The organism is Promicromonospora sp. NPDC023987 (genome assembly GCF_040639055.1).
In the GTDB taxonomy this organism is placed as follows: Bacteria; Actinomycetota; Actinomycetes; order Actinomycetales; family Cellulomonadaceae; genus Promicromonospora.
In genome coordinates this window covers 1-24846 of record NZ_JBEZZF010000062.1, presented here as the reverse complement: position 1 = coordinate 24846, position 24846 = coordinate 1, and the positions used below count along the sequence as shown (strand labels likewise).

The window sequence follows — 24846 nt, the reverse complement described above, 5'->3', positions numbered from 1 at the left end:
CCCACAGGATCGTGATTGAAGCGAAGGATCCCGTGGGGCGCGAGCACCGGGTCCTGACTGGTACGTCAGACGTGCGAGGGATCCTGTGGGTAAGTCAGGAAGCGAGGACCTCGTCGAGGATCGCTTCCGCCTTCTCCTCTTCGGTGTGCTCGGCCAGAGCGAGCTCGGACACGAGGATCTGGCGGGCCTTGGCAAGCATGCGCTTCTCGCCTGCGGAAAGACCGCGGTCGGCGTCTCGGCGGGACAGGTCGCGAACGACCTCGGCCACCTTGATGACGTCGCCGGACGCAAGCTTCTCGAGGTTCGCCTTGTACCGGCGTGACCAGTTGGTGGGCTCTTCTGTGTACGGCGCGCGGAGGACCTCGAACACGCGGTCGAGGCCCTCTTGGCCGACGACATCGCGCACGCCAACGAGGTCGACGTTTTCCGCCGGAACCTCGATGGTGAGGTCACCCTGGGCAACCTTGAGCTTGAGGTACATCTTTTCTTCGCCGCGAATCTTGCGGGTCTTGATCTCTTCGATCAGCGCCGCGCCATGGTGCGGGTAGACAACCGTCTCGCCTACTGTGAACGTCATCTGCAGATGTCCCCTTTCCCTGAAACCAGGTTACCACGGCGTGATCTCAAGAAGTTGCGCCCTTGGCGTTGTCAGGGTAGGGCTACGGACTGCGTTTCCGCAGGTCACAGCGCCGCGAGCGGGCGAATTTCAGGTGGCCACCGTCCCACCACCCTCGGTCGGATCGTTCCGGAGCCGTGACCGTTGCCACGCCCTGACCGGGCATTTCGCCCGGGACCGCGATGCGCGGGTACCGGCCCAGGACCATTAGGATGTGGCGGGGATCCGACCCCCACCCGAACCATACGAACACCAGGGAGTTCACCGTGTCCCGTCGCGCCACCGCCGCCCGAGGCGCCCGCACCATCGCCCTCGCGGCGGTCTCCGCCACGGGGGCTCTCCTCCTGGCGGGCTGCGCCCCGAGCACCACGACGCTGAACTACGACCCGTCCGACGGCACCGGCGTCAGGATCCAGAGCGTGGACGGTGACGAGCTGCGCGGCATCAACCTGCTGCTCGTGTCCGCGGCTGAGGGTGAGCCGGGCAACCTCCTCGGCGCGCTCACCAACGAGACCCAGGACGACGCGACGTTCACGCTCGAGCACCCCGACGGCGCCCCCGTGTCGCTGGAGGTCCCGGCCGGCGGCACCGTCTACCTGGGCACCGCGACCGGCGAGACCGTCCAGTTCGACACCGTGAGCGCGCCTCCGGGCAGCTACGTCGACGCGACCCTGTCCGCCGCCGGCGAGACCGAGGAGTTCAAGCTGCCGATCCTCGACGGCACGCTCCCGGAGTACGCGGAGCACCTGCCCAGCGCCGCGGCCACGGCCTCGCCGTCGCCGTCCGGCACTCCGACGGACTGAGCCGCACTCCCAAGGCATGACGAAGCCGGTGGGTACCGCGTGGTCTCCCACGCCGCACCCACCGGCTTCGACGTCCGCTCAGGCGGTCGTCACCCGAAGCGGCCCGAGACGTAGTCCTCGGTGGCCTTCTCCGCGGGCGACGAGAAGATCGTCGCGGTGTCGTTCATCTCGATGAGCTTTCCCGGCTTGCCGGTGCCCGCGATGTTGAAGAACGCCGTCCGGTCGCTCACGCGCGCCGCCTGCTGCATGTTGTGCGTCACGATGACGATCGTGTAGTCCTTCTTGAGCTCCTGGATGAGGTCCTCGATCGCCAGGGTGGAGATCGGGTCCAGGGCCGAGCACGGCTCGTCCATGAGCACCACCTGCGGCTTCACCGCGATGGCGCGGGCGATGCAGAGGCGCTGCTGCTGACCGCCCGACAGGCCGGACCCCGGCCGGTCCAGGCGGTCCTTGACCTCGTTCCAGAGGTTGGCGCCGCGCAAGGAGGACTCGACCAGGTGGTCGGCCTCGGACTTGGAGATCTTGCGGTTGTTCAGCTTGACGCCCGCGAGCACGTTGTCCTTGATCGACATCGTGGGAAACGGGTTCGGCCGCTGGAACACCATGCCGATGTTCCGGCGTACCGCCACCGGGTCGACGTCGTCGCCGTACAGGTCGACACCCTCGAGCTCGACCTTGCCCTCCACGTACGCTCCGGGGATCACTTCGTGCATCCGGTTGAGGGTGCGGAGGAAGGTCGACTTGCCGCAGCCCGACGGACCGATGAAGGCCGTCACGGACTTGGGGTCGACGGTCATCGTGACGCCCTCGACAGCACGAAAGTCGCTGTAGTAGATGTTGACGTCCTTGACGTCGATGCGCTGGGCCATCGTGAAGTTCCTTCGGGCTGTGGCTTCGGGTGAGCTGAGCTGTGGTCTTGGGTCAGCGGGTCTTCGGTGCGAACCAGCGGTTCACGAGGCGGCCGGCGATGTTGAGGATCATCACGATCGCGATCAGCGTCAGGGCGGCACCCCACGCGTTCTGGAGCGCGATGTCCGCCACACAGTTCGCCTGGCCCTCACGGCAGGGTGCGTCGCCCTGGCTGTACTGCCGGTAGATGAACACCGGCAGCGTCATCATGCGGCCGTCGGAAGGGTCGAAGTTGATCGAGTCCGTGACACCGACCGCGACGAGGAGCGGCGCCGTCTCGCCGATGACACGCGCGACCGCCAGCAGCACGCTGGTGGTCAGACCCGCCACGGAGGTGCGGAGCACGATGCGGACGATCGTGAGCCACTTGGGCACGCCGAGCGCGTACGACGCCTCACGGAGCTCGTTGGGCACGAGCTTCAGCATCTCCTCGCAGGACCGCACCACCACGGGGATCATCAGCACCGACAGGGCGACGGCTCCGATGAGGCCGAACCGAGCACCTGGCCCGAAGAAGATCGTGAAGAGCGAGACCGCGAAGAGACCGGCGACGATCGACGGGATGCCCGTCATGACGTCCACGAAGAACGTCACCGCGCGGGCCAGCGGGCCACGCCCGTACTCCACCAGGTAGATGGCGACGAGGATGCCGATCGGCACGGAGATCAGCGTTGCGCAGCCGGTGATGATCAGCGTGCCCATGATCGCGTGGTAGATGCCGCCGCTCGGGTCTCCGCCGAAGATGCCGCGCATCGAGTACTGCAGGAAGTCGAGGGACATCCGGCCCGCACCGCTGAACAGCACGGTCCACAGCAGCGACACCAGCGGGATCATCGCCAGCGCGAAGGCGGACCAGATGAGGCCGGCCATGATCCGGTCGGTGCGCCTGCGGCGCGGTTCAGCGGTCGTCAGGAGCGCACGGGTGTACTCCGTCGAGTCCTTGGTCGTCGTGTCGGTGCTCATCAGTTGGCCCCCGAGAAATCCTTGCGGCGGGCGACGATGGCCCGTGCGGCCATGTTCACCGCCAGCGTGATGACGAACAGCGCGAGGCCGGTGGCGATCAGCGCGTTGACGGCCAGGCCGCTCGCCTCCGGGAAGTCCAGGGCGATGTAGGCGGCGATGGTCTGCTGCTGCGCCGCCTGGAAGATCTTGAACGAGTAGAGGAAGCCCGGCGACAGGATCATCAGCACGGCCATGGTCTCGCCGAGCGCGCGGCCGAGGCCCAGCATCGCGGCGGAGATGACGCCGGACTGGCCGAAGGGCAGGACCGCCGTGCGGACCATCTCCCACCGGGTGGCACCGAGCGCGAGCGCCGCCTCCTCGTGCAGCTTGGGGGTCTGCAGGAAGACCTCTCGGGAGACCGCTGTGATGATCGGCAGGATCATCACGGCGAGCACGACGGCGACGGTCGCCATGGTCCGGGCCGTCGGCGACACGTCGCCGGCGAACAGCGGGAACCACCCGAACCAGGTGTTGAGCCACGTCCAGAGGGGCGCGAGGACCGGCGCCAGGACGGTGAACCCCCAGAGGCCGTAGACCACCGAGGGGATCGCCGCGAGCAGGTCGACCAGGTAACCGAGGGCCTGGGCGAGCCGGCGGGGCGCGTAGTGCGAGATGAACAGCGCGACCCCCATGGCGACGGGGGTGGCGATGAGCAGGGCCAGCACCGCGGCGAGCAGCGTGCCGAAGATGAGCGGTCCGACGTACTCGATGAACGACGTGTCGTCGGGGTACCTCGGGACCGCTTCCGCCAGCGCCTCCGAGCTCGCCGTCATGGCGGGCCACGCCCGCACGATCAGGAACAGGGCGACTGCGGCCAGCGTCGCGAGGATCAGGGCGCCGGCCCCCGTCGCGATCCAGCGGAAGGTCCGGCTGAAGCCCCGCTCGGTGTCGCCGCTCGACCGTCGGCGCCGGACCGGCGCCACAGGAGCGGGCGGGCTGTCAGTGGTGGTCACAGATGTTCCTCGGCTCGTCGTGTCTGTGTGAGGTCAAGCCTGGCACAGCCGTGCCGGTGACCGGGCCACGAGCTCTGTGCTCGTGCGGCCCGGCCACCGGCCGGGTGTGCTACCAGGTAGTACGCGGCGGCTGGGGTCAGCCGGCCGTGATCGCCTCGACCGCAGGCAGGAACTGCTCGGTGAGCGACGTCGGGAGCGGGGCGGAGCCCGCCGCCTCGGCGGCCTTGGCCTGGCCCTCGTCGCTCAGGATGTAGGTGTAGAGGCCCTTGACCAGGTCGGCCGTGGCGGCGTCGTCGTACGTGCCGCAGGCCAGGTGGTAGGAGACCAGGACGATCGGGTAGGTACCCGCGATGTCGCGCTTGAGGTCGTAGGCGAAGACGTTCTCGCTCGTGCCCTCGACGCGCGGCGAACCCTCGACGACGGCGGCAGCGGCCTCGGGGCTGTACTCGACGAACTCGCCGCCGACGCCGACGGCGACCGTGCCCAGGTCATCGACCTGCGACGCGTCGGCGTAGGTGATGGTGCCCTCGCCGGCCTGCGCCGCGCTGACCACACCGGAGGTGCCCTGTGCGGACTCCTGGCCCTTGATCGGCCAGATCCCCTCGGCCTCCCAGGTCCAGACGTCCGGGACGACGGTGTGCAGGTACTCCTGGAAGTTCTCCGTGGTGCCGGAGTCCTCCGAGCGGTGCACGACCGTGATGTCCGTGCTGGGCAGCTCGGCGTCCGGGTTGTCGTCGGCGATCGCCTCGTCGTCCCAGGCGGTGATGTCGCCGGCGAAGATCTTGGCGATCGTCTCGGCGGACATGTTCAGGGTGTCGACGCCCTCGAGGTTGAAGGCGACGGCCACGGGGGAGATGTAGGCGGGGTACTGGATGACGCCACCCTCGCCGCACTGGGCCTCGGCCTCGGCCAGCTCCTCGTCCTCCAGAGCGGCGTCCGAGCCGGCGAACGGGTAGGCGCCGGAGATGAAGCTCTCGCGGCCACCGCCGGACCCGATCGGGTCGTAGTTCACGGTGACGTCCGGGTGCTGGCTCTGGAAGCCCGCACGCCACGCCTCCATCGCGGACTCCTGCGACGAGGCGCCGCCGCCATTGAGCTCGCCGGACAGGTCAGACTCGCCGGAGGTGCCGGTGGTCTCACCGGCCGACGGGTCGGAACCGCAGGCTGCGAGGCTCAGCGCGAGCGCGCCCACCATGACAGCGGAGCCAACGCGGGGGAATCGGCTGATCTTCACGTGTCGTTCCATCCTGTTCAAGTCGTACGCGCGGCGATCGCCGGCGCGTCAGTCGGGACGCTAGGCAGGTGGAGTGACCTGCTCACCAGATATAGGTGAACGGAAGGTGAACAAGCCCGCGTAGAGCGGGTGATCCGCAACACCTCCACCATGGCACGCCGTGGCTTTCCTCACCTGTCAGGCCGCCCCTCCGGGCTGGTCCTGTGCCTGGTCGACCGACTGGTCGTCCGGGCGGTCCTGCGTCAGGTAGATGGCCTTGGCGGCGTCGGCGATCCAGTCCTGGAGGTCGCTCGAGATGACCGCGCTGCCCGCGGCGGCCGCCGCGCGCTCCTGCCCCTCGGCGGACGCGACGTACTCGACGAACTCCTTGACGAACCTGCCCTCCGCCTTGTCCTCGTACCGCGAGCACACGACGAGGTAGGAGACCAGCACCATCGGATAGGCGAAGGGCTTGTCGATCTTGCGGTCGAGCACGAACGCGAGGTCGTGCTCGTAACGGTTCTCGATCCGCGGTGAGAGGTCGACGACGGCGGCCGCCGCGTCGGCGCTGTAGGGCACGTACTCCTCGCCCACCTTGATGGCCACGCGTCCGAGGTCGGCCGTAGCGGAGGCGTCCGCGTAGGTGATGCCGCCGGGGGTCGACCGCACGGTGTCGGTCACGCCGCTCGTGCCGTCGGCGGCGAACCCCTCCGGCAGGGGCCACAGACCGTCCGGCTCGTGCGGCCACGAGTCCGGCGCGGTCGCGTGGAGGTAGTCGGCGAAGTTCTCGGTGGTGCCCGAGTCGTCGGACCGGTGCACCGGCGTGATCGTCAGCGCGGGGAGCTTCGCCTCGGGGTTCGCCGCGACGATCGCCGGGTCGTCCCACCGGGTGATCTGTCCGGTGAAGATCCGCGCCATCAGGTCGGAGGACAGGTTCAGCCGGTCGATGCCCTCGAGGTTGAAGGCCACGGCGATCGGGCTGATGTAGACCGGCAGGTCGATGGCGTTCCCGCCGTCGCACGCCGGACCGGACGCCGCCATCTCCTCGTCGCTGAGCGCGACGTCGGAGGCGCCGAAGGCCGTCCTGCCCGCGAGGAAGTCCTCGCGCCCGGCGCCCGAGCCGACGGGGTCGTACTCGATCGCGGCGTCCGGGTGCTGCTCCTGGAAGCCGCTGATCCATGCCTCCATCGCGGCTTCCTGGGACGAGGCACCCGCCCCACGGAAGCTTCCGACGACGGACGACCCGGGGTCGGCAGTCGGCTCGTCACCTGCCCCGAGACCCGGCAGCGCGACCGCGCCGCAGCCCGCGAGCGGCAGCACGAGGGCTCCTGCGGTGGCGGCAGAGAGGAGACGGGTGTAGGGGGAGGTGCTCACGGATCGCGAAACTACTCACGAGCGGGGTCTCGCGAGCAAACACCAGATGAACTGAAGGTGACCTTCGGTGGCGCCACCCGTGACGTGCGACACGTGACGGCCGCACGCCGCGGGGGCTCATGCCTCGTCGTCGGCCAGCTTGTAGCCCAGGCCGCGCACCGTGAGGAGGTACTTGGGCGTACCGGGGTCCGGCTCGATCTTCGAGCGGATGCGCTTCACGTGGACGTCGAGCGTCTTGGTGTCGCCCACGTAGTCGGCACCCCAGACGCGGTCGATGAGCTGGCCACGCGTCAGCACCCGGCCGGCGTTCCGCAGCAGCAGCTCGAGCAGGTCGAACTCCTTGAGCGGCAGGGCCACGCTCTCCCCGGACACGGCGACGGTGTGCCGCTCCACGTCCATCCGTACGGGTCCGACCTCGAGCACCCCGTCCTCGTCGTGCTCCGCCGACTCGTTGGGCTGCCGGCGGCGCAGCACCGCGCGCACGCGGGCCAGCAGCTCCCGGTACGAGTACGGCTTGGTCACGTAGTCGTCGGCGCCGAGCTCCAGGCCCACCACCTTGTCGATCTCCGAGTCCTTGGCGGTCAGCATGATGACCGGCACGTCGCCGCGTGCCCGCAGCTCCCGGCACACCTCCGTGCCCGACAGACCCGGCAGCATCAGGTCGAGCAGGACCAGGTCCGCCCCCTCCGCGTCGTACGCAGCGAGCGCCGAGTTGCCGTCGGCGGCCTCGACCACCTCGAAACCCTCGCGGGTCAGCTGGTACGTCAGCGGGTCCCGGTACGACTCTTCGTCCTCTACCACCAGGATGCGCGTCACGCACCTACCTCCTCGTTCTTCGTGGCCTCGTTGTCCGCGGCCTTGTGCTGTCCCTGCTGGTCCTGTCGCCCGGCGCGCTCCGGCGAGGAGCCGGCCGTGTCCGGCCGGTCGGCGGACGGAATCCGCAGGGTGAAGGTCGAACCCCGGCCGGGCTCCGACCACATCGTGACGTCGCCACCGTGGTCGGCCGCGACGTGCTTGACGATACTGAGCCCGAGCCCGGTGCCACCCGTGTCGCGCGAACGCGCGGGATCGACCCGGTAGAAGCGCTCGAAGACGCGGTCCTGCGCGTCCTCCGCGATCCCCACGCCCTGGTCGACGACGGCGATCTCGACGAGACCGCCACGCTCGTTCACCCCGACGCCCACGCGGCTGGCGGGCCCGGAGTAGGCGACGGCGTTGTCCACCAGGTTGCGGACCGCGGTGACCAGGAGGTTGTGGTCGCCGTAGACCTCGGTGTCCAGGTCGCCGCCCATGGTGATCGCGATGTTCTTGGACTGCGCGGTGGTGCGGGCCCGGTCGACCGCCTCCTCCACGACCTCGCGGATCGGGACGGGGGTCAGCTTCGGCACCGCGCCGGCACCCTGCAGGCGCGACAGCTCGATGATCTCCTGCACCAGTGCCGACAGCCGGACCGCCTCGCGCTGCATGCGCTCGGTGAACCGGCGCACGGCGACGGGGTCGTCCGCCGCGTCGGCCACCGTCTCCGCCAGGAGCGCCAGGGCACCCACCGGCGTCTTCAGCTCGTGCGAGACGTTGACCACGAAGTCTCGGCGGATCGCCTCGACCCGGCGCGCCTCCGTCCGGTCCTCGGCGAGCACCAGCAGCCGTTCGAGGCCCAGCGGCGCCACGCGCACCTGCAGCAGCACGGTGCCCTGGCCCACGGGGCCGCGCGGCAGCTCCAGCTCCTGCTCACGGATGACGCCGTCGCGCCGCACCAGGGCCACCAGGTCGGTGATCGCCGGGTGGACCAGCGCGTCGTTGCGCACCACGCCCAGCGCGTAGGCCGGCGGCGACGCCCGGATCACCTCGTCCTCGCCGTCGAGCACGACGGCGGCGGAGCGCAGCACTGAGAGCACGCGGACGAGACCCGCGTCGAGCTCGTCGGGTTCGGTCTGTGCCAGGGCGTGCTGCTGCCGCTCGGAGACGCGGAACGCCACGGTGGCAACCACGCCGACGATCACGCCGAGGATCCCGGCGGCCAGCACCGGTACCCCGGAGATGATTCCGTCCACGACTCCAGGGTAGGTCGACATCTCACCCGCGGAACGACGTCGGCGGGCGCTCGGACGATCGTGTCGCCTACTGTTCATGTCAGGGAGGAGGATCGTTAACCTCCCGGTACATCGCGCCGTCGAACCTTGGCGGGTGCGGGCGGTAGCCGTGCCGTGCGCCGTTCCGGTACTTGTCCGGGCGGTGGGCCCGGCCGCGCGTCGGCCCTGCCCGCCCTCGGCGGCGCGACAGCGGACGCGTACCCGTCCGCGCGCCCCGAGTGCGAGAGGAAACCGATGCGACAGATCTTCGAAGCTGAGCTCCAGCAGGTCGGAGACGACCTGACCGAGATGAGCAGGCTCGTGGAGTCCGCCATCACCCGTGCCGGCACAGCGCTGCTGGAAGCCGATCTCCAGCTGGCCCAGGAGGTGATCGCCTCCGACAAGACCATCGATGCCCTCGAGGACTCGCTCGACGCACGCTGCGTGCACCTGCTCGCGCAGCAGGCCCCGGTCGCGACCGACCTGCGGGTCGTCGTGAGCGCCCTGCGCATGAGCTCCTCGCTGGAGCGCATGGGCGACCTCGCCCGGCACGTGGCACAGGTGGCACGCGGCCGCTACCCGGCGCAGGCGATCGTGCCTGAGGCCCGCGAGACCTTCGTGAACATGCACGACGCCGCGGTGCGCGTGGCCCAGCGCACCACCAAGCTGCTGGCCACGCGCGACCTCACGGTGGCGGAGGCTCTCGAGCGGGAGGACGACCGGCTCGACGAGCTGCACCAGGAGTCGTTCAACAAGCTCCTGGCGCCCGAGTGGCAGGGCACGGTCCAGGAGGCCGTCGACGTGACGCTCGTGGCTCGTTACTACGAGCGGTTCGGCGACCACGGTGTGTCCGTGGCGAGGCGCGTGACGTTCCTGGTGACGGGCGACTTCCACGACGAGTGACGCGCCCGGACGAGCGGGTCTCGTCCGAGAACGACCTGAGGGGCCGATTCCGCCGGGAATCGGCCCCTCAGGTCGTTCTCGAGCTGACTGGTGACCGGTGGTTCAGCGGCCCTGGTTGGCCACCGCGGCGATCGCGTCCTTCGCCGCCTCCGGGTCCAGGTAGGTGCCGCCGGCCTTCACCGGGGCGAGGGTCTCCTCGTCCAGCTCGTAGACCAGCGGGATGCCCGTCGGGATGTTCAGGCCGGCGATGGCCTCGTCGGAGACACCGTCGAGGTGCTTCACCAGGGCGCGCAGCGAGTTGCCGTGGGCAGCGACGAGCACGGTCTTGCCGGCCCTGAGGTCGGGCACGATCTCGCTCTCCCAGTACGGCAGGGCGCGCTCGAGCACGAGATTGAGGGCCTCCGTGCGGATGACGGGGGCGTCGGCGTAGCGGGGGTCGCTGTCCTGGCTGAACTCGGAGCCCAGCTCGATCTCGGGCGGCGGCACGTCGTAGGAGCGGCGCCAGAGCATGAACTGCTCCTCGCCGAACTCCTCGAGCGTCTGCTTCTTGTCCTTGCCCTGCAGCGCGCCGTAGTGGCGCTCGTTGAGGCGCCAGCTGCGCTTGACCGGGATCCAGTGACGGTCGGCGACGTCGAGCGCCAGGTTCGCCGTCATGATCGCGCGGCGCAGCAGCGACGTGTGCAGGATGTCCGGGTGCACGCCGGCCTCCTTGAGGAGCGCGCCACCGCGCTTCGCCTCCTCGACGCCCTTCTCGGAGAGGGCGACGTCCACCCAGCCGGTGAACAGGTTCTTCGCGTTCCACAAGCTCTCGCCATGGCGAAGCAGCACAAGGTTGTAGGTCATGCCCCCATCTTGCCGCACTCTCGGAGAGCTCGAGCATGACGCCGGCCCGGGGCCGCCGTCGGCGTCACAGCGACGCGCGACGGTACTTTCTCGCCGACTCGTAGACGTCCAGCATCTCCTCGGCGGCGCGGTCCCAGCCGAACCTGGTCGCGGACGCGCGGGCGCCCACGGCCAGGCGGGCACGGAGCGCGTCGTCGTCCAGGAGGCTCTTGAGGGCCAGGGCCCAGCTCTCGGGCTCGTGGTCGGGCACGAGGACGCCCGAGACACCGTCCTCGACCACGGTGCGCAGCCCGCCCACCGCGGCCGCCACCACCGGCGTGCCCGATGCCTGCGCCTCCGCCGCGACCAGGCCGAACGACTCGCTGTGCGACGGCACCGCCACCAGGTCGGCGGCACGGAAGTAGGCGGCCAGCGTCCGCTGCGGCACCGGCGGCCGCACCCGCAGGTGGGCGGACACCCCCTCCTGGTAGGCGAGGGCCTCGAGCTCGCGGACCGCCGTCGGCCTGCCCGACGCACCGCCCAGCACCACGAGCAGCGGCGGCTGCCCGCCGTCCTGTGCCCAGATGCGCTCCCCCAGCGCCCGCACCAGCACGTCGGGCCCCTTGAGCAGCTGCACCCGCCCCGCGAACAGCACGATCTTCCGGTCCGCCGGCAGCGCGAGGTGCTCCCTCAGCTCGGCGCGCTGCCCGGCCCGCTGCCGGTCCCGTTCCACCGGCTCATCGCCCGCTGTCTCCGGGAACGGCGAGAACACCCCGAGGTCCACGCCCGGCTGCACCACGCGCACCCGGTCCGGGTCGGCCCGGTAGTCGTGCACCAGCTCGCCTGCCTCCTGCTCGGTGTTCGCGACCAGGGCATCGGCCTCGGCGACCACCTGCTCCTCGCCGATGATCCGGCCCTGCGGCTCGGGGGCGTCGCCCGGCGCGAGGAACGCGTTCTTCACCCTGGCCATGGTGTGCATGGTGTGCACCAGCGGGACGTCCCAGCGCTCCGCGGCGAGCCAGCCCACCTGGCCCGACAGCCAGTAGTGGGTGTGCAGTACGTCGTACCAGCCCTCCGGCCGGTGCGCCTCGGCACGCAGCACGCCAGCGGCGAACGCGCACAGCTGGCCGGGCAGGTCGTTCTTGTCCAGCCCCTCGTACGGACCGGCGGACACGTGCACGACGCGGATCCCTGGCTCGGCGTCGGTCACCTTCGGTTGCGCGGACGACGTCGCCCGCGTGTAGATCTCCACCTGCGCGCCACGCCGGGCGAGCGCCCGGGACAGCTCCAGCACGTACACGTTCATGCCGCCGGCGTCGCCCGTCCCCGGCTGCTCCAGCGGTGAGGTGTGCACGGAGACCATCGCTATCCGGAGCGGACGGGGCGCGTCCGGCCCGGCGAGGCCAGGCGGCCGGCCGTCGCGCATCATGCCTCCAGGACGCACGCGGGCACGGGCAGCTCCAGTCGGTCCGTGATGTCGCCCTTGCCCGCCGCGCGGTCGAGCCGGACCGCGATCAGCTCGTCGGTGTTCTGCGCCGCGACGACCACGACGCCGCCGTCGGCCAGCACCGCGTGGTGGCGCGGCCACGCGCCCGCGCCCAGCTCGACGTCGGACACGTTCTCGATGGTCAGGTGCCCGACGTCGGCCGGGCCGTCGGCGCCGGGCGCCGCCGCGCGCACCCGGAGCACCGCCAGGACGTCCGGGCCGCGCACGCCCACGTGCACCAGGTCGCCGGCGACGGTGATGTGCGAGGGGTATCCGGGGGCGCCGTCGGGCATCGTGCGCCGGGTGATCGCGACGGAGCCCACGTGCTCGAGCCGGCCGGGGCCCGCGGGGACCAGGACGTGCAGGCGGCAGTCCAGCTCGCCGACGAGCAGGATCGTGCCGTCGGCCAGCTCGACCAGGTGGCGCGGACCCGTGCCCGGCGGCAGCACGGCGGCCACCTCGCCGCCCGACGGTCCCGCGGCGGCCGCGGAGCCGGAACCCTCGATGAGGCCGGGGCCCTCGACGGGGTAGGTGCGCAGCTCGTCGGTGCCGAGGTCGGACACGAGGACGCGATCGCCCCACACGTGCACGAAGTGGGCGTGCGACGCCTCCTGCCGGTCGGTGACCGGGCCGGAGCCCTCGTGGGCGAAGGTGCGGGGCGCACCGAGCGTGCCGTCCGGGCTCAGCGCGACGACCGCCGCCGTCCCGTCGCCGTAGTTCGCCACCCAGGCAGCGGTGCCGGTCGCCACCACGTGGCAGGGGCTCGAGCCGCCCGAGGCGACGCTCCCGGCGGGGTCGAGCGCGCCGTCGGACACCCGGAAGGCGCTGAGGACACCGGCGTCCGCCTCGGTGACCGCCAGGAGCGTGCGGCCAGTGGGGTCCAGCGCCAGGAACGACGGCGCGGCGACCGGCGCGACGAGCTCGCCGCCCGCGAACCGGCCGTTCAGGTCGACGCCGACGCGCCAGATCCCCTCGCCGCCGCCGGGTGCGCTCCCCGCCGTCGGATAGGTACCGATCCACAGGGCAGCGGTAGGGATGCTCATGCAGCCAGCCTAATGACGTTTCGCCCGTGCTCTCGCCGGAATGCACGACGCCCCGGCCGCCCCCGGCTGGGGGCGCCGGGGCGCAATATGCCGTCGTGCCGGCGACGCGTCAGCCGTTGGCCTTCGCGTATGCCTCCTGGACCTCTGCCGCAATCCGACCACGGTCGCTCACGGTGTAACCATTGGACTTGGCCCATTCGCGGACCGCCGCCGTGTCACTGCCGGAACGGGAACGACGCGTGGTGGCAGTGCGCGCAACCGGCGACTTCACCTTGCGTGCGTGGCCGACCCACGACGCGAGCGCGTCACGCAGCTGAGTCGCGTGCTCGGCATTGAGGTCGATCTCGTAGGAGACGCCGTCGAGGCCGAAGTTCACGGTCTCATCAGCGGCACCGCCATCGATGTCATCTTCGAGAACGAGCTGAACCTTCTGAACCATACGGGTACTTCCCTTCCGCGCCACAAATTCCGGGGTTAGTTCGTGAGCATGCCGCACTCAATATTGACATGTCAATAATGGGCATGTGACACCGATCACGAAAACTTCACCCGGGGCTTGGTGAAGTGCGTGGATTTGATCCGGATGGTCGGCAGGGATAACCTCGGCCGCGCGGATCAGCGCGAAGGGGAATTCGCGGGGTTTTCCGCTGTGGCCGCCATGCCTTCGCGATCCATTCGGTCGAGGGCCTCACGCTCGTGGCGGTCGGCGCGAAAGATCTTGCGCATCGAAAACCAGAACAAGAGACCGACCCCCACCGAGGGCGTGAGCCCGGCGAGCACTGCAAGTGTCGTATCCATCACAAGATCCTCACAAACTCATCTGCGCTGATTGAAATCTCAAGCCTGCGGCTTCACCAGCGGAAAAAGGATGGTCTCGCGGATGCCCTGGCCCGTCAGCGCCATGAGCAGGCGGTCGATGCCCATGCCCATTCCGCCCGAAGGGGGCATCGCGAATTCCATCGCGGTCAGAAAGTCCTCGTCCAGCAGCATGGCCTCGTCGTCGCCCGCCGCAGCCATCCTGGCCTGCGCCTCGAAGCGCTCGCGCTGGATCACCGGGTCGACCAGCTCGGAATAGCCGGTGGCCAGCTCGACACCGCGGATGTACAGGTCCCACTTCTCGACCTGTCCCTTCTCCGTGCGGTGGTCCCGGGTGAGCGGTGACGTCTCCACCGGAAAGTCCAGGACGAACGTCGGCGCCGACAGGTGGTCGCCCACCCGGTGCTCCCAGAGCGTCTCGACGAGCTTTCCGTGATTCAGGATCTTCTTGTTGCCGACCTCGACGTCCAGACGCTCGGCGATCTTCTCGAGTTCCTCGACCGACGTGTCGCCGGTGATCTCCTCGCCCAGGCTTTCGGACAGCGAGGCGTACATCCGCAGGTTTGCCCATTCCCCGCCGAGCTCGTACTCGGAACCGTCCGGAAGGGTCACCAGCGTGGTGCCGAGAACGTCGAGGGCCGCCGTCTGCACCAGATCCTTGGTGAGCGCGCCGATGGTGTTGTAATCCCCGTAGGCCTCGTACGCCTCGAGCATGGCGAACTCCGGCGAGTGCGACGAGTCCGCGCCCTCGTTGCGGAAGTTCCGGTTGATCTCGAAGACCTTCTCGACACCGCCGACGACGGCCTTCTTGAGGAAGATCTCCGGCGCGATGCGCAGGAACAGCTCCAGATCGTACGCATTCATGTGGGTCGAGAAAGGCCGCGCCGTCGCACCCGATGCAATGGTCTGCAACATGGGCGTCTCGACCTCGAGAAAGCTGCGGCGGTGGAAGTTCTCGCGCAGAGAACGCACCACGCCGGCGCGCAGGCGCACCATGTCACGGGCCGCGGGCCGTGCGATCAGGTCGACGTAGCGCTGCCGCACGCGCGCCTCCTCGGACAGGTCCTTGTGCAGGACCGGGAGGGGGCGCAGCGACTTCGCCGCCATCTGCCACTCGTCCGCGAAGATGCTCAGCTCGCCGCGTCGCGACGACCCGACGCGGCCGTGCAGGAAGAGGTGGTCGCCCAGGTCGACGTCGGTCTTGAAGGCCGCGAGCGCCTCCTCGCCGAGCACTGCGAGGCTCAGCATGCCCTGGAGGCGGTTGCCCTCGCCGTCCTGCAGCGTGACGAAGCACAGCTTGCCGCCGATGCGGATGAAGACCACCCGGCCGGCGACGCCCACGACGTCGTCGGTCTCCTGGCCGGCCTCGAGGTGGCCGTAGCCCGCGCGTACCTCGGTGATGGCGTGCGTGACCGGCACGGTGACCGGGTACGCCTCGGTACCGCGCGCCAGGAGGCGCTCACGCTTCTCGCGCCGGATCCGCAGCTGCTCGGGCAGGTCGTCGGTCGGCGGGGCAGCGGCGCTCTCAACAGCGGGGTTCTGTGTCACCCGCCCGATTCTATCGGTGCGCACCACTCGTTGAGTGCGGGGTATTCGCGCGATTGGCCACACCTGACGCGCAAATACCGCGCACTCAACGAGGCTGGGGGGCGGGACCGGGACGGAGGTCGAGGGCCAGGTCTAAGATTCCGGCGCTGTGGGTCAGGGCGCCTACCGAGAGGTAGTCCACGCCTGTGGCCGCTACCTCTCGCGCACCGGCGAGCGCCAGGTTGCCGGTCGCCTCGAGCTCGACGTGCGCGGGGACGCCGTCGTGCCCCTCCCGCTCGCGGACGGCGGCCACCGTCTCGGCGAGGCGGTCCGGCTCCATGTTGTCGAGGAGCAGGAAGTCCGCGCCCGAGGCCAGGGCCTCCAGCGCCTGGGCGGTGGTGTCGGCCTCGACCTGGACGGGCACGTCCGGGAACCTCTCCCGTACGGCGCGGACCGCCGCGGCGACCGACCCGGCGGCGACGACGTGGTTGTCCTTGACCATGGCGACGTCGTACAGGCCCATGCGCTTGTTCGTGCCGCCGCCGGCACGCACCGCGTACTTCTGCAGGGCGCGCAGGCCGGGGGTCGTCTTGCGGGTGTCGAGCACCTGCGCCCCCGTCCCCGCGAGCTCGCGGGCGAAGGCCCGCGTCGCCGTGGCGACGCCCGAGGCGCGGCTCGCCAGGTTGAGCAGGGTCCGCTCCGCGACGAGCAGCACCAGGGTGCGGCCCTCCAGCGTCGCCAGGACCTGGCCGGCGGTGACCGCGTCGCCGTCCTGCGCGTGGAAGGTGACGTCAGGCCGCGGCAGGCCCAGGCGGTTCGCCACCTGGTCCAGGACCTCCCCCACCACCACGAGTCCCGCGATGACGCCGTCCTCGCGCGCCACGAGCTCGGCAGCCCCCGTGCCCGACGGCGGGATGGTCGCCTGCGAGGTCACGTCGCGGCCCGGCGTCGGGCCCAGGTCCTCGTCGAGGGCGACCTCGATGGTGCGGGCCACCCAGGCGGCGTCGAGCCCCGGGGTGACCGTCGAGGGGGTGGCGAAGACGGGGAGAGTGCTCACGGGCTCACCGTAGCCGCAGCGCTGGACGTCCCGGTGCGGTCCACGATGGCCTGGAGCATGCGCTCCGAGTCCGTGAGGTACCGGTTCAGGTCGGCGGCGGCGCCGTCGGCGTCGCCCGCGAGGAACCGGCGCAGCAGGCCCGCGTTGCGATCCACGAAGCCGTCGAAGAAGCTCTCGTTGTCGCCCAGCAAACCGAACGACAGGCGCAGCTCCGCGGAGAGGTTCGCGTGCACGCGGTCGAGGCGCGGGCTGCCGGCCAGCGCCACGATTCCCGAGTGGAACCGCATGTTCGCTGCCGCGATGTCGCGCCAGTCGCCGCCGAGCCGTGCGGCGAGGGCCGCGTCGACGGCGTCCCGCATGGTGCGGGCCCCCGGGTGCGCCGGGTCGCCCGCCGCGAGCACCGGCACCTCGATGAGGCGCCGCAGCCGGTAGATGTCGACGACGTCGGCGAGGGTCGGCCGCGCGACGGCGACACCGGCGTTGGGGCGCCGGACCAGGAGCCCCTCGTGGACCAGGATGCGGAAGGCCTCGCGGAGGGTGTTGCGGGACACGTCGAGCGACTCGCTCACCGCCTGCTCGGACAGCCGCTGCCCGGGCGCCAGCCGACCGGTGACGATGAGCTCGCGGATGGCGTCCGCGCTGCGCTCTGCCCGATCGGTGGTCACTCCCTCATCGTACGGACCGTGCCCGATCGTTGAGTGCTGGGTATCTGCGGCTCAGAGAGCGGAAAACGCGCAAATACCCAGCACTCAACGATGGTGGTCAGTCGGTCGTGTCGGTGACCGCGTGGACCAGGTTGCGGGTCTGGGCCGTGATCGACGTGCGCCACGCGTCGAACGTCTCGTCGCTCACCCCGAAGTCGGTCTCGAAGCGCTGCATGTCGGGGGTGTGGATGTGCCCGGCGGGGATGTCGAGCCCCGCCCGGTCACGCAGCAGCGTGTTGCGGTACGCGCTCTCGTTCGACAGGTAGTTGCCTCCGCCCCCGCTGTACGAGCAGGAGCCCTCGGCCGGCGGGACCGGCGGGGTGGACGGCGGGTAGGTGACGGGCGGCGGGCTGTTGAACCGCTCCAGCTCGGGTGACGTGCAGTCGGGGAACTGTGTGTAGCTGGTGTTCCAGACAACGCCGAAGGCGACCGACGGGTCGGGCCAGCTGTCCCCCGGGGGGCGCGGGACGTCCGCGCCGGTGTCCGCGGCGATCATCTCCGCGATCGGCAGGCTCGCTGAGGTCCACTGCGGCGGGTCCGTGAGCCCGTCGCCGCCGCCCCAGCGGTCGACGACCTGGATGTTGCAGCCCGGGTTGTCGACGGCCAGCTGCGGCACGCCGCCCACTGCCGGGCACGGGGTGCCGTTGTCGTTGCCGGGGTAGGCACCGTGGTAGCGCGCGTTCCACTGCTCCAGGTTGAACTGCGACCCACCGGCCTGGCTCACGGTGAGGGACGCGTCGACCTGGCGGGGGCCGGGCTCCATGAACGGGCCGACCGTGTCCTCGAGATAGCCCCGCTCGAACTCCGGGTAGCTCACGGGCAGCGTGTACGCCTCGATGTGGGCGACCTTGCCGTCGTCCGTGCGGTAGGTGGTGCCGTCCAGCGCGAGGGCCGCCGCGCCCGACGGGTTGCCGTGCCGGATGTTGTTGCCGACGGTGCCCGGCGCGGTGCCGGTGGTACCGCCGTCGAGCGTGTAGACGTCGAACCCGCTGACGATCACGCGCAGGACGTCGTCGCCGCGCGGCAGGTCGATGTCGGACATGCCGCGTGCGGCCTTGTCGAACGTCTCGACCAGCTCGGCCCGCTCTGCGTCGGTGAGCCCGCCCTCGGGTGCCCACTGACGCAGCACCGCCATGGCCTCGACCCTGGTCCAGTACAGCGGCCGGTCGTCGCTGGCCGGCAGGTCGCCGCGGACGGCGCCGTGGGTCTGGGCCCTGCGGACCGCGGCGTCCCACAGCGCCTCGCCCTTGCGCTCCGCGAGCGCCGTCGCGCCGTCGAGCGAACGGGCGCGGCACAGCGCCGCCGTGAAGGCTGATGTGTAGCCGCCGAACCCGCCGCCCTCGATGATCGTCCGGGCATAGGTCCGGTCGGCGGGGACGGTCGGATCGGCGGCGTCGGGCAGGTGGGCGGCCAGGCGGCTCTCCTCGACGGACAGCGGGATGCTCGGGTCGAGGCAGTCCTGGCCCGGGCCCGGTGTGGCCTGGGCGGCGGCCCCTGGGGCCGCGAGCGCAGTGGTGGCACAGAGCGCGAGGGCGACGGCGCCTGCTCGCACTCCGGCAGCGGTACGTGGTGTCGACATGTGGTCTGTTTCCCCTCGGTAGTGGGTCGTCACGACCGTAGGGGTTCGTTGAACAATCCGACAGACCTCGCCAGGTAAGCATCTCGTGTCCCGGGCTGGGCCCCAGCATCGGAGCCGTGTCATGATCGACAATGTTCCGCAATGCGGCGGAAACATCCGACGAGGACCATGCTGACTGTTGAACAATCCGGCTCACCCCAACGACGAGGAGGACGCAATGTCCGACACGAGCCACGAGCCCACCACTCCGCAGGCGCCACCACCGGCTGCGCCACCGGGTGCCCCGGACGAGGCAGGCGCCCCGGCCGCCCCGGCCCCCGGGATGAAGCGGTTCGCTTCCGCACGCAGCCGGTCCCTGCTGGGCGCCCTCTTCCTCATGGCGACCTCCGCCATCGGGCCCGGCTTCATCACGCAGACCGCCACGTTCACCCAGCAGCTCGGGGCCGCTTTCGCGTTCGGCATCCTGGTGTCGATCCTCCTGGACCTGGCGGTCCAGATGAACGTGTGGCGCATGATCACGCTGACCGGCAAGCGCGCGAGCGTGCTGGCCAACGACGCCCTGCCCGGCAGCGGATACGTCCTGGCCGTGCTGATCGTCCTCGGCGGCCTCATCTTCAACATCGGCAACACGGCGGGTGCCGGCCTGGGCATGAACGCCCTCTTCGGCATCGACCCGCGGCTGGGCGGCGCGCTCAGCGCCGCTGTGGCCATCGCCATCTTCCTGGCCAAGCGCGCGGGCGCCGTCGTCGACCGGGTGGTGATCGTCGCCGGGCTGGTGATGATCGTGCTCACCGTGATCGTCATGATCATGTCCGGCCCGCCCGTCGGCGACGCGCTCAAGCAGACGGTGCTGCCCGACACCATCAACTTCGCCACGATCACCACCATCGTGGGCGGCACCGTCGGCGGGTACATCACCTACGCGGGCGCCCACAAGCTGCTGGACTCCGGCACCGCCGGCCCGGAGAACATCCGCGAGGTCAACCGGGCGGCCGTCAGCGGCATCCTCGTCACCGGCATCATGCGGTACGTGCTGTTCCTGGCGATCCTCGGCGTCGTCGCCTCCGGCGTCGTGCTCGACGTGACGGGCAACCCCGGCGGCGACGCGTTCGGCGCGGCGGCCGGCGAGACGGGGCTGCGCATCTTCGGCGCGGTCTTCTGGATCGCGGCGATCACCAGCGTCATCGGCGCGGCGTACACCTCGGTCTCGTTCCTGCCCGTCTTCTCCGCGCGGATCACCGGCCGCACGGCCGACCTCTGGACCGTTGGCTTCATCGTGGTCTCGCTGGTGGTCTTCCTGGCGATCGGCACCGCGCCGGCCACCCTGCTCGTGTTCGTGGGTGGCGTCAACGGCCTGATCCTGCCCATCGGCCTGACCCTGTTCATGTACATCGGCTGGTTCCGCGGCTCGCTGCTCGGCAGCACCCGCTACCCGCGGTGGCTCCTGGTGGTCGGCACCCTGGCCACCGTGGTCACCTGGTACATGGCGGTCAACGCCGTGGGCCCGATCTTCGACCTGCTGTCCGCCTGAGCTCCGGCCCCGGCAACCACACCGAAAGGAAACGCACCATGAGCGCCGTCGATCTGAACAGCGACCTCGGCGAAGGCTTCGGCCGCTGGAGCCTCGGCGACGACGAGCAGATGCTCGGCATCGTCTCCAGCGCCAACGTCGCCTGCGGGTTCCACGCGGGCGACCCGGCGACCATCCGCCGCACCGTGCGGTCCGCCGTGGCGCACGGCGTCACCATCGGCGCGCACGTCGGGTACCGCGACCTGGCCGGCTTCGGCCGGCGCAACATGGACGTGCCGGACGACGAGCTCGAGGCCGACGTCGCCTACCAGATCGGCGCGCTCCGCGGCCTGGCCGACGCCGAGGGTGCCACCGTCACCTACGTCAAGCCGCACGGGGCGCTGTACAACACGGCGGCGGTCGACGAGCGGGTGGCCACGGCGGTGGCGGCGGCCGTCGCCGCCGTCGACCCGGGGCTCGTGCTGCTGGGGCTGCCCGGCAGCGCGGCCCTCGCCGCGGCGTCGGCGGCCGGCCTCACGACCGCCACCGAGGCGTTCGCCGACCGCGCGTACACGCCCGAGGGCCGGCTCGTCTCCCGGCGCGAGCCGGGCTCCGTGCTGCACGACGCCGACGACGTCGCCCGCCGCATGCTCCGCCTCGTCACCGAGGGCGTGGTCACCGCGATCGACGGGTCCGACGTCGCCGTGCGCGCCGACTCCGTGTGCGTGCACGGCGACTCCCCCGGCGCCGTCGCCATGGCCCGGCGGATCCGCGAGGTGTTCGACGCCGAGGGCATAGAGCTCACGGCCTTCGCGCCGGCGGCGGGCAGCGGCCGCGCAGCGTGATCCGAGTCCTGACCGCCCGCGACGACGCTCTCCTGGTCGAGCTCGACGACCTGGACCAGGCGGTCGCGCTCTACGAGTCCCTCACGGCCGACCCGGTGCGCGGCGTCGGTGTGCCGGTGCCCGGCGCGCGGACGCTGCTCGTGCCGTTCCGCCCCTCGGCGATCACGGCGCAGGCCCTCGCCGCCGAGCTGCGGACGCGACCACTCGAGCGCCGCGTCACCTCCGCGGCACGAACCGTCGAGATCCCCGTCCGGTACGACGGCGCCGACCTCGCCGAGTCAGCCGGTCTGCTCGGCTGGAGTCCCGACGAGCTGGTCCGGCGGCACACCGCCGCGGCGTGGACCGTCGGCTTCGTCGGGTTCGCGCCCGGCTTCGCCTACCTGACCAGCGACGACCCTGAGCTGGTGGTCCCCCGCCGCACCAGCCCGCGCACCAGGGTGCCCGCCGGTTCGGTGGCGCTCGCCGGGCCGTACAGCGGCGTCTACCCGCGCGAGAGCCCGGGCGGCTGGCAGCTCGTGGGCCGCACCGACGCCCCAGTCTGGGACGTGACGCGCGAGCGTCCGGCCCTGCTGCTCCCTGGCGACGAGGTCCGTTTCGTAGCGGTGCGGTCGACCGCGAAAGTCCGCCTCGACCATGCGGTTGGGCACGGTTCCGCCGCCAGAACCGTGCCTGATCGCATGGTCGAGGCGGACCTTCCGGGGCACCTCCAACGGGGTGAGGTCGAGATCGTTGGTGCCGGGGTGCTGGCACTGGTGCAGGATCTCGGGCGGCCCGGTTCCGAGGGGGCCGGAGTGTCGGCGTCCGGGGCACTGGACCGGCCGAGCCTGCGCGCGGCCAACCGGGCGGTCGGCAACCTGCCCGACGCCGCCGTCGTCGAGTCGGTGGGCGGGCTACGGCTGCGTGCCCACGGGCCGCAGGTGCTCGCCGTGACGGGGGCGACGGGCGAGATCGTGGTGCGGCCGGGCGCGAGTCCCGGTCCGGGCGCGAGTCCCGGGCCGGGCGGCGCTGCGCCGGTCGCCGGTGCCCCCGACGGGCCTGCGCGCCCCGACCGCCGTCCACGGCCCGGGGAACCGTTCGCGCTGGACGACGGCGACGTGCTGCGCCTCGCGGCACCCGCCCGCGGGCTGCGCGCCTACGTCGCGGTGCGCGGCGGGATCGACGTGCCGCCCGTGCTCGGCAGCCGGGCCACCGACGTGCTCGCCGGGCTGGGGCCGGATCCGCTCGGACCCGGCGACCTGCTACCGGTCGGCGCACCGGAGCGCGGCGTGCCCGCGGCGGTGCCGCGCCCCGCCTCTGCGTCGGACGACCCGCCGACGCCGGACGACCTGCCAGCGCCCGGCGAGATCACGGTGCTGCCCATCGTGCTCGGGCCGCGCGACGACTGGTTCGACGCCGCGACGATCGCGCGGCTGACCGGTCAGGACTGGCTGGTGACCCCGCGCTCCAACCGGATCGGGCTCCGGCTGGACGGTGACCCGCTCACCCGGGTCCCGGAACAGGACGGGGCCGAGCTGCCCAGCGAGGGCTGTGTGACCGGCGCTGTCCAGGTGCCGCCGGACGGGCTGCCCGTCCTCTTCCTCGCCGATCATCCGCTGACCGGCGGGTATCCAGTGGTCGGGGCCGTCGTCGCCGACCACGTTCCGCTCGCCGGACAGCTGCCGGCGGGGGCCCTCGTTCGCTTCGAGGTCCGGGGGCGCGCACCGGCGGCGCTCCCGTCCGACACTGTTCAGCACCACCCAGGAGGCACCCCATGATCCGCACCGTGCTCGTCGCGAACCGAGGCGAGATAGCGGTCCGCGTGGCCCGCGCGTGCGCCGACCTGGGGATCAGCTCCGTCGCCGTGTACGCCGACGGCGACGCCGACGCCCTGCACGTCCGCGTCGCCGACGATGCCTGGGCCCTGGACGGGCGCACCGCCGCCGAGACCTACCTGTCGGTGGACAAGCTGCTCGACGTCGCCCGCCGGTCCGGTGCCGACGCCGTCCACCCCGGCTACGGGTTCCTGTCCGAGAGCGCTGCCGCGGCGCGGGCCGTCGAGGAGGCCGGACTGGTATGGGTCGGCCCGACGTCGGCCACCATCGAGCTGCTCGGTGACAAGATCGCCGCGCGTGACCTGGCCCGGAAGGTCGGAGCGCCCCTGGTGCCCGGCTCGGACGGCCCGGTGCCCGACGCCGCCGCCGCGCTCGCCTTCGCCGAGGAGCACGGCCTGCCGCTGGCCATCAAGGCGGCGCACGGGGGCGGCGGCCGCGGCATCCGCGTGGCCAGGACCCTCGAAGAGGTGCCCGAGCTGTTCGACGCCGCCCGGCGTGAGGCGGAGGCCGCCTTCGGACGAGGCGAGTGCTACGTCGAACGGTTCCTTGACCGGCCCCGGCACATCGAGGCGCAGGTCATCGCCGACGAGCACGGGCACGTGGTGGTCGCGGGCACCCGGGACTGCTCCCTGCAGCGCCGCAACCAGAAGCTGGTCGAGGAGGCGCCCGCGCCGTTCCTCGACGACGCTGTGCGCGAGCGGGTCCACGAGTCGGCACGCGCGCTGTGCGCCGCAGCGGGGTACCGCGGCGCGGGAACCGTGGAGTTCCTGCTCGGGGCGGACGGCACCTTGTCGTTCCTGGAGGTGAACACGCGGCTCCAGGTGGAGCATCCCGTCACGGAGGAGACCACCGGCCTGGACCTCGTGGTCGAGCAGCTCCGCGTCGCGAGCGGCCTGCCCGTGTCCGTCACCGAGGACCCTGGACCCCGCGGCCACGCGATCGAGCTGCGGCTCAACGCCGAGGACCCGGCGCGCGGTTTCCTGCCCGGGCCCGGCCGCATCGAGCGGTTCGTCGCGCCCGGCGGCCCCGGCGTCCGGGTAGACGCCGGGGTGGAGTCCGGGTCGGTGATCCCCGGCGAGTTCGACTCGCTGTTCGCCAAGATCGTCGTGTGGGGGGCCACCCGGGAGGCGGCGCTCGCGCGGGCCCGGAGGGCGGTGGCCGAAACCGTGGTGGTGGGTGTGCCGACGGTGTTGCCGTTCCACCGCGCGGTGCTGGCGGACCCGGCGTTCACGGGTTCGGCCGGGTCAGGGTTCGCCGTCCACACCCAGTGGATAGAGACGGAGCTGCTCGCCTCGATCGATCCGCAGGCCCTGGCGGAGCCCGTGACCGAGCCCGGGGTCGTGAACACGTGGGTCGAGATCGACGGGCGCCGCCACCGGGTGCGCACGCCGGGTGGGATCGGGTTCGGGAGCGTCGGGCCGACGGCGGGCTCCGGTGCGGCGGCAGCAGGTGCCGGCGCGGGAGCGGGTACGGGTGCGGCACAGGCACAGGGCGCACCGCCGACGTCGGACAGCGGGGTGGGCGACTCGCGCGTGCCGCTGCTCCCCGCCATGCCCGGAACCCTGGTGCGCTGGCTGGTGCCCGACGGCGAGACCGTCGCCGACGGACAGCCGCTCGCCGTCGTCGAGGCCATGAAGATGGAGACCCAGCTCGTCGCGGAGGCCGCAGGAACGCTGGAGCACTCCGCGGCAGAGGGAACCCAGCTGACGACGGGCGAAGCGATCGGCTACGTGATTGTCCCGCGAGATGAGTTCGGTCGGATGGGATGAGATCGGTCAGTCAACCGACCGATCTCATCCCATCC

The 24846-nt window shown here is 71.3% G+C and carries 23 protein-coding genes; 6 read left to right on the top strand and 17 right to left on the bottom strand.

From position 1 onward, the window contains the following. Positions 1–94: 94 nt before the first annotated feature. Complete coding sequence (locus AB0F40_RS21840) at positions 95–577, bottom strand: CarD family transcriptional regulator (RefSeq protein ID WP_020017968.1); 483 nt, start codon at positions 575–577, stop codon at positions 95–97. 305 nt (positions 578–882) lie between these two features. On the opposite strand from AB0F40_RS21840, the gene AB0F40_RS21835 reads away from it, so the two are divergent. After that, entirely contained in the window at positions 883–1419 is a 537-nt protein-coding gene (locus AB0F40_RS21835; protein WP_357472519.1) for a hypothetical protein, read from the top strand. An 89-nt stretch (positions 1420–1508) separates the two neighbouring features. On the opposite strand, the gene pstB is transcribed toward AB0F40_RS21835, so the two are convergent. From pstB to AB0F40_RS21800, 7 genes are all read right to left on the bottom strand, one after another. Continuing rightward, positions 1509–2288, bottom strand: a complete 780-nt coding sequence (gene pstB, locus AB0F40_RS21830) for a phosphate ABC transporter ATP-binding protein PstB (protein WP_357472516.1) — start codon at positions 2286–2288, stop codon at positions 1509–1511. Positions 2289–2340: 52 nt separating this feature from the next. Continuing rightward, the gene (pstA, locus tag AB0F40_RS21825; RefSeq protein ID WP_357472513.1) at positions 2341–3291 is read right to left on the bottom strand and encodes a phosphate ABC transporter permease PstA; all 951 of its coding nucleotides are present in this window, start codon (positions 3289–3291) and stop codon (positions 2341–2343) included. Further along, complete coding sequence (gene pstC / locus AB0F40_RS21820; RefSeq protein ID WP_357472510.1) at positions 3291–4283, bottom strand: phosphate ABC transporter permease subunit PstC; 993 nt, start codon at positions 4281–4283, stop codon at positions 3291–3293. The genes pstA and pstC overlap by 1 nt, the downstream gene beginning before the upstream one ends. Before the next feature lie 136 nt (positions 4284–4419). Then, on the bottom strand, positions 4420–5517 hold the full coding sequence (locus AB0F40_RS21815; protein WP_357472507.1) for a phosphate ABC transporter substrate-binding protein PstS: 1098 nt from the start codon (positions 5515–5517) through the stop codon (positions 4420–4422). A 177-nt stretch (positions 5518–5694) separates the two neighbouring features. Further along, positions 5695–6870 carry a phosphate ABC transporter substrate-binding protein PstS gene (pstS, locus tag AB0F40_RS21810; protein ID WP_357472504.1) on the bottom strand — a complete coding sequence of 392 codons (1176 nt, stop codon included), beginning with the start codon at positions 6868–6870 and terminating at the stop codon, positions 5695–5697. 117 nt (positions 6871–6987) lie between these two features. Beyond that, complete coding sequence (locus tag AB0F40_RS21805; protein WP_357472501.1) at positions 6988–7686, bottom strand: response regulator transcription factor; 699 nt, start codon at positions 7684–7686, stop codon at positions 6988–6990. Beyond that, entirely contained in the window at positions 7683–8921 is a 1239-nt protein-coding gene (locus tag AB0F40_RS21800) for an ATP-binding protein (protein ID WP_357472498.1), read from the bottom strand. The genes AB0F40_RS21805 and AB0F40_RS21800 overlap by 4 nt, the downstream gene beginning before the upstream one ends. 273 nt (positions 8922–9194) lie before the next feature. Between AB0F40_RS21800 and phoU the strand changes: the two genes are divergently transcribed. Further along, entirely contained in the window at positions 9195–9842 is a 648-nt protein-coding gene (gene phoU, locus AB0F40_RS21795) for a phosphate signaling complex protein PhoU (protein ID WP_357472495.1), read from the top strand. Positions 9843–9944: 102 nt separating this feature from the next. Here the strand turns inward: phoU and AB0F40_RS21790 are convergent, their stop codons facing one another. The 9 genes from AB0F40_RS21790 to AB0F40_RS21750 all read right to left on the bottom strand — a co-directional run bounded on the left by AB0F40_RS21790 (position 9945) and on the right by AB0F40_RS21750 (position 18876). Then, complete coding sequence (locus tag AB0F40_RS21790; RefSeq protein ID WP_357472492.1) at positions 9945–10685, bottom strand: phosphoglyceromutase; 741 nt, start codon at positions 10683–10685, stop codon at positions 9945–9947. A 64-nt stretch (positions 10686–10749) separates the two neighbouring features. Beyond that, a complete protein-coding gene (mshA, locus tag AB0F40_RS21785) occupies positions 10750–12090 on the bottom strand; it encodes a D-inositol-3-phosphate glycosyltransferase (RefSeq protein ID WP_357472488.1) in 1341 nt (446 codons plus the stop codon). After that, positions 12090–13193, bottom strand: a complete 1104-nt coding sequence (locus AB0F40_RS21780; RefSeq protein ID WP_357472485.1) for a beta-propeller fold lactonase family protein — start codon at positions 13191–13193, stop codon at positions 12090–12092. The genes mshA and AB0F40_RS21780 overlap by 1 nt, the downstream gene beginning before the upstream one ends. 109 nt (positions 13194–13302) lie before the next feature. Further along, positions 13303–13632 (bottom strand): Lsr2 family protein, encoded by a 330-nt coding sequence (locus AB0F40_RS21775; RefSeq protein ID WP_357472482.1) that lies wholly within the window; start codon positions 13630–13632, stop codon positions 13303–13305. 176 nt (positions 13633–13808) lie between these two features. Beyond that, positions 13809–13991, bottom strand: coding sequence for a hypothetical protein (locus AB0F40_RS21770; RefSeq protein ID WP_357472479.1), 183 nt, complete (start codon positions 13989–13991; stop codon positions 13809–13811). A gap of 39 nt (positions 13992–14030) precedes the next feature. Continuing rightward, complete coding sequence (gene lysS / locus AB0F40_RS21765; RefSeq protein WP_357472476.1) at positions 14031–15557, bottom strand: lysine--tRNA ligase; 1527 nt, start codon at positions 15555–15557, stop codon at positions 14031–14033. Positions 15558–15642: 85 nt separating this feature from the next. Next, positions 15643–16593, bottom strand: coding sequence for a carboxylating nicotinate-nucleotide diphosphorylase (gene nadC / locus AB0F40_RS21760; protein WP_357472473.1), 951 nt, complete (start codon positions 16591–16593; stop codon positions 15643–15645). Beyond that, positions 16590–17258 (bottom strand): GntR family transcriptional regulator, encoded by a 669-nt coding sequence (locus tag AB0F40_RS21755; RefSeq protein WP_357472470.1) that lies wholly within the window; start codon positions 17256–17258, stop codon positions 16590–16592. Before AB0F40_RS21755 ends, nadC begins: the two co-directional genes overlap by 4 nt. Positions 17259–17355: 97 nt before the next feature. Then, entirely contained in the window at positions 17356–18876 is a 1521-nt protein-coding gene (locus AB0F40_RS21750) for a hypothetical protein (protein WP_357472467.1), read from the bottom strand. A 322-nt stretch (positions 18877–19198) separates the two neighbouring features. On the opposite strand from AB0F40_RS21750, the gene AB0F40_RS21745 reads away from it, so the two are divergent. The 4 genes from AB0F40_RS21745 to AB0F40_RS21730 are packed head-to-tail and all read left to right on the top strand — an operon-like array spanning position 19199 to position 24811. Continuing rightward, entirely contained in the window at positions 19199–20407 is a 1209-nt protein-coding gene (locus AB0F40_RS21745; protein ID WP_357472552.1) for an NRAMP family divalent metal transporter, read from the top strand. A 38-nt stretch (positions 20408–20445) separates the two neighbouring features. After that, the gene (locus AB0F40_RS21740; protein WP_357472464.1) at positions 20446–21231 is read left to right on the top strand and encodes a 5-oxoprolinase subunit PxpA; all 786 of its coding nucleotides are present in this window, start codon (positions 20446–20448) and stop codon (positions 21229–21231) included. Next, on the top strand, positions 21228–22985 hold the full coding sequence (locus tag AB0F40_RS21735; protein WP_357472462.1) for an urea amidolyase family protein: 1758 nt from the start codon (positions 21228–21230) through the stop codon (positions 22983–22985). Before AB0F40_RS21740 ends, AB0F40_RS21735 begins: the two co-directional genes overlap by 4 nt. Then, positions 22982–24811, top strand: a complete 1830-nt coding sequence (locus AB0F40_RS21730) for a biotin carboxylase N-terminal domain-containing protein (RefSeq protein ID WP_357472459.1) — start codon at positions 22982–22984, stop codon at positions 24809–24811. The genes AB0F40_RS21735 and AB0F40_RS21730 overlap by 4 nt, the downstream gene beginning before the upstream one ends. The last annotated feature ends 35 nt before the right edge of the window (positions 24812–24846 follow it).